This is a genomic window from Streptomyces sp. NPDC033216, assembly GCF_055577115.1.
In genome coordinates, this window is record NZ_JBVIQK010000051.1 from 1 (window position 1) to 13798 (window position 13798).

The window sequence follows — 13798 nt, forward strand, 5'->3', positions numbered from 1 at the left end:
GGAACGACGCGATGACATCCACGAAGCCTTCCTCGGCCTCGCCGTCTGCCTGATCACCCACAGACACGTCCAGCGCCTTTGTTAGGACCTCTTAGGCGTGGCTCAACATTCGTCGATTGCGCTGTCGACAGACAAGTACAGAGCACCGACGGCTAGGCCGCTGCCGATCGGACTGCCGCCGCGGACCGCGACTACTAGTCCGGCAGCGCTGAGCCCAGCGCCGAGCAAGGACGCTTCACAGCTGTCCAGGAGGTCGAAGTCCTCACCCGTTGGGTCCAGCCGGTTGACTGGGTTGCCTGCAACGTAGGCATATCTGCTGGCGACATCGGGCTGCAGCAGGAAGCTCACAGGGTCTTGGGCGGTCCAGTTGGCGGTAGTGGTGTCGTGGAAGCGGACGCCGTGTTTGATCCAGTCGGTTTGGTCGTCGAGCAGGCCTTGGGTGTAGCGCAGCGGGTTGGCCGCGGCCGCCGTCCCGGTCGCGGCGAGTTGTTTGCCGGACGGGTCGTAGGTGTAGGTGGCCGTGGTGGCACCGGCATTATCGATGAGGTTGACCGGTGAGCCTTGGTTGTCGAGGGCGTAGTAGTCGGTCGTTCCCCCGGCGCCTTGGAGCGCGATGGGTGAGCCGGTGGGGTCGTAGTCGATGTAGCTGGTCTGGCCGTTCTTGGTGAACGACTGGACCATCGGGACGCCGTTGCGATCGTTGCGGCCGTAGACATAGCTGGTCGTGTTGGCGCCGGTGACGGTGGAGACGAGCTCGTTCTGGTCGCTGCCACCCCACGTGTAGGTGCTCGAACTGGACCCGTTGGTGCGGGTGGCGGTCTGTCCGGCAGCGTTGTAGGTGAATGTCCCCTGGGCCGGGTCGGCGGTCCGGTTGCCGGAAGCGTCGTGGCTGTAGCCGCTATTCGAGATCTGGTTGCCGGCGTTGTAGGTCAAGGTTTGGGTCGTGGTGCCGTCGACCTTAGCGGTGAGCCGGTTGCCGGCCTTGTCGTAGGTGTAGGCATAGTCGCGGCCGCCGTAGTTCGACACGGCGGTGAGCCGGTTGGACGTGTCGTAGCTGTAGGTCGACAGGGCGCCGTTGAGGTTGTTGGTCGACCACCGGATCATCCCGGTGTCGGTGCTGGCCGACGCGGACGGGCAGGTCTGCCCGGACACGTACGGGGAGTAGCAGAACCCGGTGTCGAACGTCTTCGTCGCGTCGTTCGAAGCACGCGAGGTCCAGGTCCGCGAGATCCGACCGGACTTGTCGAACGTGGTCTTGGTGTGCGCCGCGAACGTCGTCCTGGCTGCGTTGGTGTTGAACCAGGTGTCGGTGCGTTTGGCGTTGTTGTCGTAGCCGAAGCCGGTCTTCTGCCCGTTCGCAGCCGTCATCTCGGTGACCTGGTTCGCGGCGTCGTAGGTGTAGGTGGTGGTACCGCGTCCGTCGGTGAGGCTGGTCAGGTTCCCGGTCTGGTCGTAGCCGTATGACAAGGTCCCGCCGCCGGAAGTCGCGGTACGGGAGGTGATCCGGTTCTGCGCGTCGTAGGTGAACGTGGTGGTGCCGGAGGCGTCGGTACGGGTCAAGGCGTTGCCGGCGCCGTCGTAGGTAAACGCGACATCCGGAGTGGTGTCGGAGTACTGGATCGACTTGATCCGGTCGGCGCGGTCATAGGCGTACACGGTGCGAAGCCCGCGGCCGTCGCGGACCGCATGCAGCCGCCCGAACCCGTCGTAGGCGATCACGATCGCGGCCAAGCTGGAGCCGGTCGGCGGAGTGATCCCGGTGATTTGGCGGTCGGTGTTCTCCGCGTAGTCGGTGACGTTGTCTCGCGGATCCGTGGAGGTGTCCAGCGTCCCGTCGGGGTTGTAGACGGCCTTCGAGGTCGCGGTGGCCGAGGAGTTCGCGGAGGTGAGCTGGTTGCCGGCGCCATCGTAGGTGAACAGCCGATTGCTGCCGTTCGCGTCCTTGCCGCCCGACGGCAGGTATTTCGCCGCGCCGGAGTTCGCGTACGCCGCTGTTGACGTCGCCCCGGTCGGGGAAGCGACGCTGGTCAGCGACTCACCACCGTTGACGGCCGGGTCATGCCCGAAGGTGGTGACACCACCTGCGCCGTTGGTCGAGGTCGCCACATCGGCGAACGGGGTGTAGGTCTTCGACCTCACCCGGTTCAGCGGGTCCACGACCTTGGTGACCAGCTCACTGGAGTTCAGCGTGTACCACGTCTGCGGGCCGCTGCCGGAAGCGGTGCTGTTCGGGTCTGCGACGTAGGTGTCGTTGCTGGAGTAGTAGGTGAACGTGGTCTCGGCCCCGCCCGCCGGGTTGTCCTGGGTGACCTTCTTGACCCGGTGCGAGGAGTCGTAAGTGAACGTGGTTTGCTTGCCCGCGCCGTTGGTGATCGAGGTCAGGTCCCCGGTGGTGGCGTCGTACCCGAACTGGGTGCTCTTCGATGTCGGGTCGGTGATCTTGGTCAGCTTGCCGCCGGTGTAGGTATAGCCGACGTTGCGCGGCGTACCGTCGTCACCGGCTTGCGTGATCGTGGCCAGGCTGCCCGACCAGGTTAAGTTCGCCGTCTTCGCGCCCGCACCACCGCGGGTGGACACGATCTGAGACAGCTTGCCCGAGGTGTAGGTGAAGGTGGAGGTCTGGCCGTTGCGGTCCTTGATCGACGACAGGGTGCCAGACGAGTTGAACGTCGAGACCAGGTTGCTGGCATGGTCGGTGATCGTCCACCCCGAGGGGGTCTTCACCATCGCGGCCTTGAACCCCGCCGGTGGCGTGTAGGTCGTCGATGTCAACGCCTTGAACAAACCCTCACGGCCTTCCGGCGCCAGATACAGCACCGAGTTGTCGGTGTTCAAGATCAGCTTGGTGTCCTGGCCGACCCGCATCGCCCACCCCTCACCGGCCGCACCGGACGGCAGCGCCGCCCCAGCGGCCAGACGCAGGCTGTTGTAGGTCATACCGAGCTGCAGATCGCTCTGGATACTAGGCAGCGCCAGATCCGAGGTGGTGACCAGCAGGTTCCCGGTGCCGACATCGACCGAGGCCGACACCTTGTCAGAAATCGAGAAGGGAACCCGGGTCGCCGACGGGCGAGGCCCAGTCAGCTGCGCAGTGAGCACAGCGGTCGTCCCGGCCTGCGCCGGCAACCCCGCGATCACACTCCCAGAACACAGCATCACCGTGGCCGCAACCACGCCGATAGAACGACGACGAGAAAACAGACTTCGGGCGGACAAGTCATACCCCCAGTAACGAGTTGGCTTCCCCGTCACGGCCCCGAACCCGGAGAAGATGCACCCGTGACCGTACGTGGCTATCCAGTCACCGGCAAGACCCCGGAGCCGGCAGCGAGTTGCCACAAGCTGCAATTCGTGTGCCGTCCATCCATCCGTCATTCCACAGGCAACAGAGGGGGGCAACCCCATAATCTGCTCGGCGCCTTGGTCGCCTCCTGGTGCGTCATGCTCACCCGGTCGTTCAGCAGACGGCGAGACAAGGACAAGCAGGTGGTGAGCCCCGGTGCCTCGTGCGAACGGCCAGCTAGCCGCCAGCGTCCAGGAGCCGCGAAGCCAGGCGGGACAAGCTCACCGTCGGGCAACTGGAGCGGCTGGCCGGTCTGGGGTTGGAGTGGGCGGTGGGAGCGTGAGTGGGAACGGGTGACAGTCGGCACGAGAATGACGTGGCCTTTCGTCACTTATGTCAGCAACAAGTGAGCACCACCTGTCAGCGTCCATCACCTCGATCGACCCGGACTGGAACTCCCCCTGGCCGCTCAACTGGCAGCGCCACTACCGAGTGCTCGCGACCTCGTCGACGCCGACGGCCACCTTCCCGGCATCGCGCCGGGCGTCACCTTCGAGGGCGATGACATCGGAACGTGGCGCTGGCGGCAGCAGGAGCCGGACACCTGGGCGCAGCTCCTGCCCGAGCAGCGGGAGCGACTTTCCGCGGTGGGCGTGCGGGGCGCCACCCTCCCCGTGACGGCCGCCGCCCCGGCGGAGCTCCGTCCGGCGCTGGCCGCACCCTCAAGGGGCCGAAGCAGGCCGGGAGCAAGGCTGAGGCGGCGTTCCGGCGGGGCCTGGCAGCCCTGGCCCAGTGGGGGGAGAAGGAGGGACAGCGGTCCGTCCCGCGCGGCGCGGTCGTTGAGGTCGCGGTCGACGGCAGGGCGGAGCCGGTGCCGGTGAAGCTGGGGGTGTGGCTCTCGAACACCAAGTCGAGGCGCGACAAGCTCACCTCCGAGCAGGGCGCCGCCCTCGCCGCGCTGGGCATGGACTGGGCGGACGCGGTGTCGGCCGTCGAGGCCGCCCCCGAGCCGTCCGCATCGCAGCCCGCGCCGCCGGCGGCCCCGAAACGTCATCGCCCTGGCCACCTGCCTTCTCGTGCTCATCGCCCTCGCCACATCAACCGGAGGCGGCCAGTAGCCGGACTTCCTCCCTGAGGTCCACCACCCCCATCGGAGGCGGCGAGGCCGTCCTCCCCAACGCCCTGCTGTACTACCGGCGCGGTATCCAAGACACCGACAGCGGCGCGGAGTTGTCGATCTCGGAGAGGGATGCGGCCAGTTCCTGCTCGCTCTGTTCATAGACGGCGTCCATGTCGTCGAAGTAGCCGGACTCGTCGACGTCGCGGATCCAGACGGCGAATGAGGTACGGACAGCTCCGCTGCGGAACTTCTGGGTCCATCCCCGGATGCCGTCTTCGCGCCAGGACGTCTCCACCCCGTCCCGGGGCCTGCCGCCGGGCGTCCACTCCTGGGCTGCGAACTTTCCCGCCGCGCCCTCAATGGTCAGCGCGACCAGGTCGCGGAGTTCCTGAAGCATTGCGGTCACTGCAGCCATGAAGTCATCTCCCTCATCCCGCAGCCGTGGCGGGAACGGCATTGAAGAGGGGGTCGAGCAGGTCGCCATCGTTTCCGAGGACACGGCATGCCGCGGCCACCGGTCCCCGGGAAAGCTCCACAAGCCGAGCCAACATCGCTTTCTCGGAGCGCAGTTCGGCCGGATCGAGGCCGAGCGCCCGGGCCGCGCGGTCGCGTCGGCGGTCGAGGTCGGGCAGGTCCTGCCGGTACTCGCCGGCGATCGCCCATAGTTCTTCGGGCGTCCGGCCGGGAGCGTCGCGCCACCACGGCGCCACGAGACACAGCCGTACCAACTCGGGCAGCCCGAGCGCGAGCGGGCCCGCCTCGCCGTCCAGACTCACGTACACCACCGGGCGTTCCTGGCCGCCTTCGCCGACGAAGCAGAACGCATCCCCCGAACCTGCCCGCGCGAACTGCTCCAGCCGGGCCCCGGAAGCGAGCCGGACCCCGTCCTCCAGCGCATGGGAAGCAGGGTCCGTCGCATCGAGGTCTGCGACACCCGCCAAGAAGGCCACCACGTCTTCGTGGGATGTCAGCAGGGGCAGCACGGCGCCAGGTCCGGCCGGCGTGTTCGGTCCGTTCACACAGGCACCGTATCCAAGGCCGCCGACAGCGACCTGACCAAGCCGCCCCACCGTATCGCCGACGGCGGCGTGAAGAGACAATGAGCGACTTGGGTGAACGAGGCGGCGGGTCATGAGCATCGTCATCGACCAGTAGACCATCGCCTGCGCGCTGGCGATGGAACGCTCGAAGTCGCGCACGAGACGGCGACTTCGCATCAGGTGGGCGAAGAACCGCTCGACGATACAACGCTTGGGCAGCACGACGAAGCCGCGCATGTCGTCGCTGCGTTTGACGATGGCGAGGACCAGGGCGAGGGCCGCGAGGCAGTACTCGACGAGGCTGCCGGTGTATCCGCCGTCGGCCCAGACCAGGGCCAGCAGGTGGTGCGCGGCAGTGACCTGGGTGACAGGACCTGGGCCGCGGCGCGGTCGCCCACATCCGCTGCGGTGACCATCACCGCGAGCAGCAGGCCAAGGGTGTCGACCACGACGTGCCGCTTGAGCCCGTTGATCAGCTTGCCGCCGTCGAAGCCGCGACTGTCAGAGCCAACGACCGCGTCCGCTTTGACCGACTGCGAGTCGATCAGGCCCGCGCCCGGCTCCGAGTCCCGCCCGGCCCGCTCGCGGACCAGGCGGCGGAGCCGGTCGTGGAACTCGCGGACCAGATCGTGGTTGCGCCAGCGCCGGAAGAACGCGTAGACCCGGTCCCACGGTGGCAAGTCGGCAGGCATGGCCCGCCACTTCGTGCCGTTGTCGACCAGGTAGCGGATCGCGTCCAGCATCGCGCGGTGGCAATAAGCCTCCGGTTGCCCGTCCGGCCCCGCAGCCAGCCCGGCACCGGCAGCAGTGGCCGGACCACCGCCCACTCGGCGTCCGACATGTCGGTGGGATACCGACGCTCGCGCGCCCGGTGGTCTGCGGCGTTACGAACCTGTGAGCCAGACAGTCACATGAGTGGCTGAAGTGGACCCCACTCCCGCGTTGCCGTAGAAATGCGACAACAGGGTCTCCTGGACCGCACGTTGGATTCGACACCCTTCGAGCTACCAAGAGGCTCTGCTCTCATGCACGGCAGCCGCCGCAGTCACCCGATCGACTGACTTCTCGACGAGATCGGGACGACGGCAGTCGCGTCGCTTCTCGTGATCGCTGGGACGGACAAATACGCACTGCCATCCAGGTAGACGGTCGGCTTGGCTACGGGACCGCGGCGTCCTCGGCAGCCAGCCACCCACCTCCCCCGGCCAGCGCCGCACCCTCGGAGCCGGCGGCCACCCGACCGACGAGCCCGCCAGCTGAACAAGGCTGACTCGGGCTGATCCAGCTGCCCGTGGCGGGCCTGCTGGCGCGGGGTGTACCCGAACAGCGGGGACACCCCGTGGAAGAAGATCTTCGGTGACATGGCACCTGCCGGAACCGATGCTCACGACCCCGACCACCGGCCCCCACCTGACGCCCGGCTGGGCGGCAGAGCGGTCATCGACGGCAACCGGCGCCTGGCCGCCGCTGCTCTCGCTGACCTCACAGAGCTGCGGATCGACGTCAACGACGGCCTCGCCGCTTCCGCTGCGGACATCTTGGAGTCCGCGCTGATCGCGAACAGCCATCGGGTGGACGTCCCGCCGATGGATCAGGCGAAGGCAATCCAGGAGCTGGTGAAGGTCCACGGGTCGCAGGGCGAGGTAGCCAGAAGACTGGGGAAAACGCCGGCACGGGTGTCGCAGCGTCTGGCGCTGCTGGTCAAGCTAGTCGACAGCACATTGGTGCCGGGCTCCGGGTCGTCCAGCGCCTTGTGAGGCATGAGCGAGCCCTGTAGGTAGGCAGCAGCCCGCTCTGTCCATACCCTTGCCGCATGCCCAGCAGCCATCGAGTCACAGAAACGATCGAGTGGATGGAACTGCCCATCGACGCTGACGGATCGAGGAACATCATCCCGTCAGGCACAGTGAAGCTGAACTGCAGTTGCGGTTGGCAGGCACGCGTTCAGCACTTGCAGGTACCGCGGGCCAAAAGAGAACATCTCGAAGAGCAGGAAGGCTGACTGTCGACCAGCGCCTCATGATGGGCATGGAGTCGCAGATCATCAGACCCGGCCACCTCACCACGCGCGTGTTCGGGGCCGACCTCGCCAGGGAGCGGCCGACCCTGTCCTCCCCGCCGACGCGGGGTGCTCCGACGTGACGACGAGCAGCGCCCCCGCGTCGGCGGGGAGGACCGCCACCGTGACGCCGGGGCTGGAGACGACACCGTCCTCTCCGCGCGAGCGGAGGTGAGCCGATCAGCGTGTGGGGCACATGCCGCGTCTCGGCGTCCTCTCCACGCGAGCGGAGGTGAGCCGCCGCTCGCAGACGCCGTCGGCGGGACGAGTACGTCCTCTCCAGTGCTCCTCCGCGCGTTGGCGAGCTGGCTACCTGATGGCAGGTCGGTCGGGTGGGGAGCCGCCCGCACTGATGGCTCCGGGCGTTCCCGGCACCAGCTGGCGTCGCGCCGGCTTGGTTATGCCTTCCCCTAAGGGCTGTTCCGTAACTGCTGGTCACGGAGCTGTCCAGGCAGCGGAAACTGCGTAGCTTGTCAGTTCGCGGTGCCGGTATCGTCCGGTTGCTCGACCCGCCGCCGTACCAGCGGCCTACATTCAGAGAGCGATGCACATGACCAGCCAGCAAGCAACGACGACCCTGTGGCGCCCCACCGGCCCCAAGGAGCTGGATCTGGTTCGGGAGCTGAACTGGCGTGCGTGGCCGCCCCGGCTGCCTGAGCAGCCGATCTTCTACCCGGTCCTGAACGAGGACTACGCGATCAGGATCGCCCGGGACTGGAACGTGAAGCACGACGGCGCAGGCTACGTCACTCGTTTTGAGGTGGAGTCGGAGTTTTTGAGCCGGTATCCCGTCCAGCAGGCCGGCGGGCAGACGATCCTCGAGCTCTGGGTTCCGGCTGAGGAGTTGGACGACTTCAACGCCCACATCGTCGGCGAGATCCAGGTGGTCCACGAGTTCCGCTGAGGCGGGGAGGGATGCTGGGGGTACGCCGGGCCGGTGCGATGATCCCGGCGTGGCTGGTGTGATCACGACGTCAGAGTCGTCTTGGATAGTCCCGTTCACCGGGCTGAGCCCGCGTGCCTTCGGGAAGCTGGTGACCGCGCTGCGGCGCGACGGTGCGGACGCGGTCCGCAAGGGTCGACCGTAGGGCTTGTCCCTGGAGGACCGGACGCTGCTCGTCACGGTGTATTGGCGGACTAACCTGACGTTGCGCCAGCTCGCGCCGCTGTTCGGGCGTGGGGCGAGGAGTACGGGTGCGGCAGGACTGGGAGCCGGAGGACCCGATCGAGGTCTGGACGCTGCTGGAAGACGACATGAAGCGGGTGCGGCACAAGTCCGGGGCGACTCGGCTCGGGTTCGCGCTGCTGCTGAGGTTTTTCGAGGTGGAGGCCCGGTTCCCCGAGTCGGCCCAGGAGGTGCCGACCGCCGTGGTGGAGTACGTGGCCCAGCAGGTCAAGGTGCCTGCGGAGGCGTGGGCGGACTACGACTGGCAGAGCAAGGCGATCCAGAGGCACCGGGGCGAGATCCGGGCGGCGTACGGGTTCCGGGCGAGCACCGAAGAGGACCGGGACCGGCTGGCCGCGTGGCTGGCCACCGAGCTGTGCCCGGTGGAGCTGTCCCGTGACCGGCTCGCAGCGGCCGTGGTGGCCCGGTGCCGCAACGACCACATCGAGCCGCCGACGCCGGGGCAGGTGCGGCGGCTGGTGGGCAAGGCGATCAAGGACTTCGAGAAGCGGTTCTGTCGCGGCACGCTGGACCGGCTCAGTCACACGACCCGACAGCCTGTCCACGGATGAGCGCGCCCCCCGGCGGCAAGCAGGCCGACGACCGCAGCGCCGGCCGCCCGGGAGCTCTGGTCGGCGTGAACGCCGTCACGTGCAGGCTTCCTTGTATCCGCCGGTCGTGTACCAGACGTCATCGGCCAGGACGCGGTAGAGGGCAGTTCGGGCCTTCAATGGCCGTCCAGTCCTCGGCCCGCTCCTGGAAATGATCTGTGATCGTCTCGGGAAACAACCGGCTCAGGATCCGGCTGAGGTAGCGCAGTTCGGGGCCGGTCTGAAGGTTGTAGAGCCGCGCGAGCTTCAGCGTGGTGAAGTGGTGGCGAATCCGGGCGGCGAGTAGCGGCGGCATGTCCGGAGGCGGGGAGGCGTAGAAGCTCACCCCCGTCTTAGTACTTCAGCAACGGTTCGTGTCCTGAGATGTGTTTTTGGTAGTGATAGCGGCGGGCGACGGCTTGGCGGCGTCTTGTCCAGGCCGACCAGTTCAGTGCATGAGTGACGGGGTCGCGGTCGGCTCGTGAGTGAGGCAGGAGAGTGTCCAGGAGTCGCCGGATCTCTGCCACGGTGAGCGGGACGCGGCTGATCCGTTTCTGCAACCCCCTTTGTGACGGCTTTGCGGCAGGCGTCACAACATGTCAGGTGCGCTCTTCTGGGCGGGGTCCTTGGATGCCGGGTGATCCAGACCGCCGGCCGGGTCGGTAGCACGCAGCGCCGCTTCGACTCGGCGGTTGTTGGTCATGGATGCTGTGACGGCCGTCATCGACAGGAGGAGGACGGCGGCGGCGTAGAGCGGGGTGCGGATGTCGTAGGCGGTGGCCAGCCAGCCGCCAAGGAAGGCCCCCATGGGGGCGGCGCACATGGCCAGCATGCGGGAGGTGGAGGCGACCCGGCCCATGAGGTGGGCCGGGACGATCGCCTGCCGGAGGGAGGGCCCGAGCACCATCGTGGCGCCCATGCCGGCCCCGCAGACGGCAAGCGCCAACCCTGCCACATACGGGTTCGGGGCAGCGGCAAGGCCTAGGATGGCAAGCCCTTCGACTGCGGCCGTGCAGGTCAGCGCTGTGCCGGTGCCGAGTCGTCGGCCAAGGTAGGAGGCGATGCCTGCACCGAGCAAACCGCCGGTGGCCTCCGCCGTGAGGAGCAGGCCAAAGCCGTAGGTGTCGATGCCGAGACGGTCGTGCGCGAAGAGGGCCAGTACGGTCTCCACAGCGAGGAAGGCAACGTTCCCGACCGCCGGGCGCAGCGCGAGCCCGAGCAGCAACCGGTCCCTGAAGACGTACGAGGCCCCGGCCCGCGCCTGCCGAAGCAGCGACTCGCGGACCTCCGGCACGGGCCGGGGCATGGCGGGGAGCGACCGTACGAGCAGTGCGGAGAGCAGGAACGACACCGCGTCGGCGAGCAGCGGAACCGCCCGCCCCAGCGCGAGCAGCGCACTGCCCGCAGGCGGCCCCGCGAAACCGGACATGGCGGTCTGGGCGCCGCGCAGGCGGGAGTTGGCGCGCTCCAGGAGTGCAGGTTCGCGGCCGATCAGATCCGGCAGATAGGCCGTGGCGGCCGTGTCGAAGAAGAGTCCGCCGAGGCCGAGCAGGAAGGCGATGGCCGCGAGCAGCGCAATGCTCAGCACGTCGAGCATGACCGCTGCCGCCGGTATCGCGAGCAGCACCGCACGCGCCGCGTCCATGCCCCACATCGTGCGCCGGCGGTCCCAGCGGTCCACCAGCGCACCGCCGAGCACCCCGAAGAGCAACCAGGGCAGCGTCCCGGCGGCCGTGACGACGGCAAGCGCCATCGGATCCCGCGTCAACGTTAACGCGAGCAGCGGCAGCGCAGCATGCGACACCCCGTCGCCGAGCGAGGACACCGTCTGCGCGGTCCACAGCCGTCCGAACCCCGCCGGCAACTTCCGAACACATGAGGTCACTTGGCGCCCTCCTTGGCCTGCTCGCGCGGTGCCGGGTGGAACAGTGCGAAGACGAGTGACGCGTCCGGCAGCGACGGGTCGGACAGCTCCCGGTACTCGTCCGCCAGTGCCTGCAGCCGCGCCCCCAGCTCCGCGAACTGCTCCTGGGTGAGCCGTAGATGCGCCATCCGTACGTGCCGCTCGCCCTCCACCGGCGACGCCTCCAGGTCCGCCACCGCATGCCGCATCAGCACATCCGGCCCTCCCTCGCCCGGATCCGGCAGCACGATCGACCGGGCGGCCATCGCGTAGTACCGCTCGGTGACACCCCGCACCTTCCGCGTCCGTACCACCTTCACCAGGCCGGCCCGCTCCAGCAGCCGCACGTGATAGCTGGAGCTCCCCTTCGCAAGGCCCACCCGCTCGGCGATCTGCGTAATCGTCGCCGGCTCGAAGCGAAGCACGGCCATGATCCGGTGGCGCGTGAGATTGGAGACGGCGCGCAGCTGCTCGTCCGTGGTGACGTGAAACGTCTCGGGAAGACCATCGGTAGGCATGCGAGCAATGGTCAACGATCCTTGACCATTGAGCAAGGGGATTTAGCGCTCCAGAATCTGCCGTCCGGCGCGCGAAATCTTCTGTCAAAGCCCCCCACCCGCTGTCGATCCGGGCAGTGTGGCAGATCAAACCGAGATCAATCTCAGCGGCACTTCCGTTCCTCAACATGCCTCGGTGAGAAATCGAACGACCGCTGGCAGTCGTGCCTCCCGAAGTGGGTGACCATCTGCTGTGGTTCTCGTGAACAAGGCCAATCGGGTTAGCCCCGGAACCGAGAGGACTTGATCGTCACTCTCTGCCGCGCGGCTGACGCCACATGGGCTGGAGTGCTGTGTGGTGACGCGGTTGGCTGACTTGGTGCGTGCTGCGGCTGGGGGCGTGCAGCGATTCCCCCGTGCATGACGGGGGCTGCGTGCGGGCTGATGCGGGTCATGCTCAATGAGGTCCGGGCGGGTTGAGCGTGCCCTGTGGCAGCGGGAACGTGACCCTGCGGCAGGGTGAGGGCTCGGGGTCCCAACGGACTGGGAGTGACGGGCCCTCACGGTGGTGGGGAAGACGAACTGTCTTCAAGCGGTGACCGGGTGCCCGGCGGCTCTGCCGGTGTTGTCGCGGCGCATCGCGGTCATGGACAGGTCCGCCAGCCGGGGCATGAACGTGACGTCGAGCCGGTCGACCGGGTGGAGCAGGCCCCGTTCGCAGGTGTCCGCCGACCACACCGTGCAACCCGCTGACGGATAGGCGGGGTTGACGCCGATCTCTCCTTTGGGGAGAAATCCGTTGAAGGGGGCCGCGATCCCTTCGCCGTTCCAGTAGTTCCACGCCTGCAGGGCTTTGGCCTGCTCGAAGGCGAGATAGAGCTGCGGATACCGTGCGAGGGTCCGCGTCTGGCGAAAGATGGCCTGCCCCAGCAGTGAAGGCGCGGTCTGGAGGAGGCCGTCGAAGTCCTGCTCGCGGAAGGTGTAGGAGGTCACGTCTTCGCCGGGATCCAGGGCCAGGCCGGCGAACGGGTGCGAGAGACGTCCCTGGTGTACTGCGCGGCTTCGGGAGCCAGCGCGGGCTCGATGCCGGTGATCAGGTCGCACAGGCGCTGATGGTCCGGGCGGAATCGGGACAGGTCGAACAGCTTGTCCATGCCATCCACCGCGGTGAACGCCAGACGCTTGTAGAGGTGGTTGTTCATCTCGCCGATGGCCGCGTTCGTCTTGGTCTGCGAGCTGGTGGAGTGCAGCATCAGGTACTCCGACAGCACCTCGAAGTACAGGTAGCCGAGGAAGGGAAGGTTCGGGACGGCGGTGGCGAGCTGATCCACGAACATCCCTGGCTGCGTCCGGTGGCCGGTGGCGTTGGCCAGCAGCGTGTCCAGGAATGGGGCGGTGGCGCGGATCTGCTGCAGTGCCCGGCCTCGTAGCTGTGCGTCCTCGGAGCTGGTGAGCAGGGTGCGGTGCTCCAGGTAGGTGCGCAGGTGGATCCGGCCGAGCCGGAGGTAGTCGAGGCCCTTCGCCGGGGCCGGGCTGGTGGGGGTGATCTCGATGACCAGGGTGCGGGTGTGCGGCTTGGTCTGCAGCAGGTAGGCGCCGAGATTGTGGGGACGTAACCCGGCCGGGGTCGGGGTCAGCGGCGCGCAGTACAGGGCGGCGAGCAGGCAGCCGGAGGAGGCGTACAGCTGGCCGCTTGTGCGGATGGCGTCCAGTGAACCCCCGCCAACCTGAAAGTCCCTGGTCAGCGGGGCTGGTGTGACCGTGTTCCGGGGTACTCGTGCTGATCGTGGGCGGGAGCCCATCGAGAAGATCGTCTGCCAGAGGTCGGGGTTGTCTCCGAAACGGAGTCCGGAGCAGCGCTCCGGACCGTGCGCCTGGGCTGGGAAACACAGTTCGTCCTGCTGGCCGGTGCATGCCATCCTGGCCCCGTGCTCCTGAACGACCGCTCCAGCAGTGTCGACCTCCGCCCAGCGCGTTATCAGTTTGCCACCGTTCGGGGCGACTCGTACGACGACAACTGGCTGGTCATTGACGGCACAGTGATGACTCCTGAGGGAAGCTGGTCCTTCGCCGATCCGTGTCTGCTCACCGATGAGGCCCGCCAGGTGTCCGCGTGGCTGCGCGCTGTGGCCGCAGGGACG

15 protein-coding genes and 1 pseudogene are annotated in these 13798 nt (G+C 67.7%); 7 read left to right on the forward strand and 9 right to left on the reverse strand.

Annotated elements, in window-relative coordinates; translation table 11 throughout:
* Window positions 1-102 precede the first annotated feature (102 nt).
* Window positions 103-3138, reverse strand: a complete 3036-nt coding sequence (locus ACZ5Y0_RS36520) for an RHS repeat domain-containing protein (RefSeq protein WP_469132937.1) — start codon at window positions 3136-3138, stop codon at window positions 103-105.
* A 719-nt stretch (window positions 3139-3857) separates the two neighbouring features.
* On the opposite strand from ACZ5Y0_RS36520, the gene ACZ5Y0_RS36525 reads away from it, so the two are divergent.
* The gene (locus tag ACZ5Y0_RS36525) at window positions 3858-4418 is read left to right on the forward strand and encodes a helicase associated domain-containing protein (protein ID WP_469132938.1); all 561 of its coding nucleotides are present in this window, start codon (window positions 3858-3860) and stop codon (window positions 4416-4418) included.
* A 55-nt stretch (window positions 4419-4473) separates the two neighbouring features.
* Here ACZ5Y0_RS36525 and ACZ5Y0_RS36530 read toward each other — a convergent pair whose 3' ends face one another.
* The 3 genes from ACZ5Y0_RS36530 to ACZ5Y0_RS36540 are packed head-to-tail and all read right to left on the reverse strand — an operon-like array spanning window position 4474 to window position 6186.
* Window positions 4474-4818: a hypothetical protein gene (locus tag ACZ5Y0_RS36530; RefSeq protein WP_469132939.1), complete on the reverse strand. Its 345-nt coding sequence runs from the start codon at window positions 4816-4818 to the stop codon at window positions 4474-4476.
* A gap of 13 nt (window positions 4819-4831) precedes the next feature.
* Window positions 4832-5680, reverse strand: coding sequence for a hypothetical protein (locus ACZ5Y0_RS36535; protein WP_469132940.1), 849 nt, complete (start codon window positions 5678-5680; stop codon window positions 4832-4834).
* Window positions 5620-6186, reverse strand: coding sequence for a transposase (locus ACZ5Y0_RS36540; protein WP_469132941.1), 567 nt, complete (start codon window positions 6184-6186; stop codon window positions 5620-5622). The genes ACZ5Y0_RS36535 and ACZ5Y0_RS36540 overlap by 61 nt, the downstream gene beginning before the upstream one ends.
* Window positions 6187-6804: 618 nt before the next feature.
* Here ACZ5Y0_RS36540 and ACZ5Y0_RS36545 point away from each other — a divergent pair.
* From ACZ5Y0_RS36545 to ACZ5Y0_RS36565, 5 genes and pseudogenes are all read left to right on the forward strand, one after another.
* Window positions 6805-7200, forward strand: coding sequence for a hypothetical protein (locus tag ACZ5Y0_RS36545; protein ID WP_469132942.1), 396 nt, complete (start codon window positions 6805-6807; stop codon window positions 7198-7200).
* Between the two features lie 56 nt (window positions 7201-7256).
* Complete coding sequence (locus ACZ5Y0_RS36550) at window positions 7257-7445, forward strand: hypothetical protein (RefSeq protein WP_469132943.1); 189 nt, start codon at window positions 7257-7259, stop codon at window positions 7443-7445.
* Window positions 7446-8046: 601 nt separating this feature from the next.
* Window positions 8047-8406 (forward strand): hypothetical protein, encoded by a 360-nt coding sequence (locus tag ACZ5Y0_RS36555; RefSeq protein WP_469132944.1) that lies wholly within the window; start codon window positions 8047-8049, stop codon window positions 8404-8406.
* A gap of 49 nt (window positions 8407-8455) precedes the next feature.
* Window positions 8456-8698, forward strand: a pseudogene (locus ACZ5Y0_RS36560) (transposase family protein); the annotation flags it as partial.
* A 58-nt stretch (window positions 8699-8756) separates the two neighbouring features.
* Window positions 8757-9239 carry a DUF4158 domain-containing protein gene (locus ACZ5Y0_RS36565; RefSeq protein WP_469132950.1) on the forward strand — a complete coding sequence of 161 codons (483 nt, stop codon included), beginning with the start codon at window positions 8757-8759 and terminating at the stop codon, window positions 9237-9239.
* Between the two features lie 118 nt (window positions 9240-9357).
* On the opposite strand, the gene ACZ5Y0_RS36570 is transcribed toward ACZ5Y0_RS36565, so the two are convergent.
* From ACZ5Y0_RS36570 to ACZ5Y0_RS36590, 5 genes are all read right to left on the reverse strand, one after another.
* The gene (locus ACZ5Y0_RS36570; protein WP_469132945.1) at window positions 9358-9603 is read right to left on the reverse strand and encodes a hypothetical protein; all 246 of its coding nucleotides are present in this window, start codon (window positions 9601-9603) and stop codon (window positions 9358-9360) included.
* A gap of 243 nt (window positions 9604-9846) precedes the next feature.
* Window positions 9847-11121: an MFS transporter gene (locus tag ACZ5Y0_RS36575; RefSeq protein WP_469132951.1), complete on the reverse strand. Its 1275-nt coding sequence runs from the start codon at window positions 11119-11121 to the stop codon at window positions 9847-9849.
* Between the two features lie 17 nt (window positions 11122-11138).
* The gene (locus tag ACZ5Y0_RS36580; RefSeq protein WP_469132946.1) at window positions 11139-11678 is read right to left on the reverse strand and encodes an ArsR/SmtB family transcription factor; all 540 of its coding nucleotides are present in this window, start codon (window positions 11676-11678) and stop codon (window positions 11139-11141) included.
* A 567-nt stretch (window positions 11679-12245) separates the two neighbouring features.
* Window positions 12246-12650 (reverse strand): hypothetical protein, encoded by a 405-nt coding sequence (locus tag ACZ5Y0_RS36585; protein ID WP_469132947.1) that lies wholly within the window; start codon window positions 12648-12650, stop codon window positions 12246-12248.
* Window positions 12647-13576, reverse strand: a complete 930-nt coding sequence (locus tag ACZ5Y0_RS36590) for a hypothetical protein (RefSeq protein ID WP_469132948.1) — start codon at window positions 13574-13576, stop codon at window positions 12647-12649. The genes ACZ5Y0_RS36585 and ACZ5Y0_RS36590 overlap by 4 nt, the downstream gene beginning before the upstream one ends.
* Before the next feature lie 9 nt (window positions 13577-13585).
* On the opposite strand from ACZ5Y0_RS36590, the gene ACZ5Y0_RS36595 reads away from it, so the two are divergent.
* Window positions 13586-13798: WapI family immunity protein (locus ACZ5Y0_RS36595; protein ID WP_469132949.1), on the forward strand; the 213-nt coding region annotated here is incomplete at its 3' end.

What these genes read in the sequence shown, in the direction of transcription:
- ACZ5Y0_RS36550 (WP_469132943.1), top strand. Translation starts at nt 7,257, where the DNA reads ATGCCCAGCAGCCATCGAGTCACAGAAACGATCGAGTGGATGGAACTG.
- ACZ5Y0_RS36535 (WP_469132940.1), bottom strand. Translation starts at nt 5,680, where the DNA reads ATGCGCGGCTTCGTCGTGCTGCCCAAGCGTTGTATCGTCGAGCGGTTC.
- ACZ5Y0_RS36530 (WP_469132939.1), bottom strand. Translation starts at nt 4,818, where the DNA reads ATGGCTGCAGTGACCGCAATGCTTCAGGAACTCCGCGACCTGGTCGCG.
- ACZ5Y0_RS36565 (WP_469132950.1), top strand. Translation starts at nt 8,757, where the DNA reads ATGAAGCGGGTGCGGCACAAGTCCGGGGCGACTCGGCTCGGGTTCGCG.
- ACZ5Y0_RS36580 (WP_469132946.1), bottom strand. Translation starts at nt 11,678, where the DNA reads ATGCCTACCGATGGTCTTCCCGAGACGTTTCACGTCACCACGGACGAG.
- ACZ5Y0_RS36590 (WP_469132948.1), bottom strand. Translation starts at nt 13,576, where the DNA reads ATGGCATGCACCGGCCAGCAGGACGAACTGTGTTTCCCAGCCCAGGCG.
- ACZ5Y0_RS36540 (WP_469132941.1), bottom strand. Translation starts at nt 6,186, where the DNA reads ATGCTGGACGCGATCCGCTACCTGGTCGACAACGGCACGAAGTGGCGG.
- ACZ5Y0_RS36555 (WP_469132944.1), top strand. Translation starts at nt 8,047, where the DNA reads ATGCACATGACCAGCCAGCAAGCAACGACGACCCTGTGGCGCCCCACC.
- ACZ5Y0_RS36545 (WP_469132942.1), top strand. Translation starts at nt 6,805, where the DNA reads ATGGCACCTGCCGGAACCGATGCTCACGACCCCGACCACCGGCCCCCA.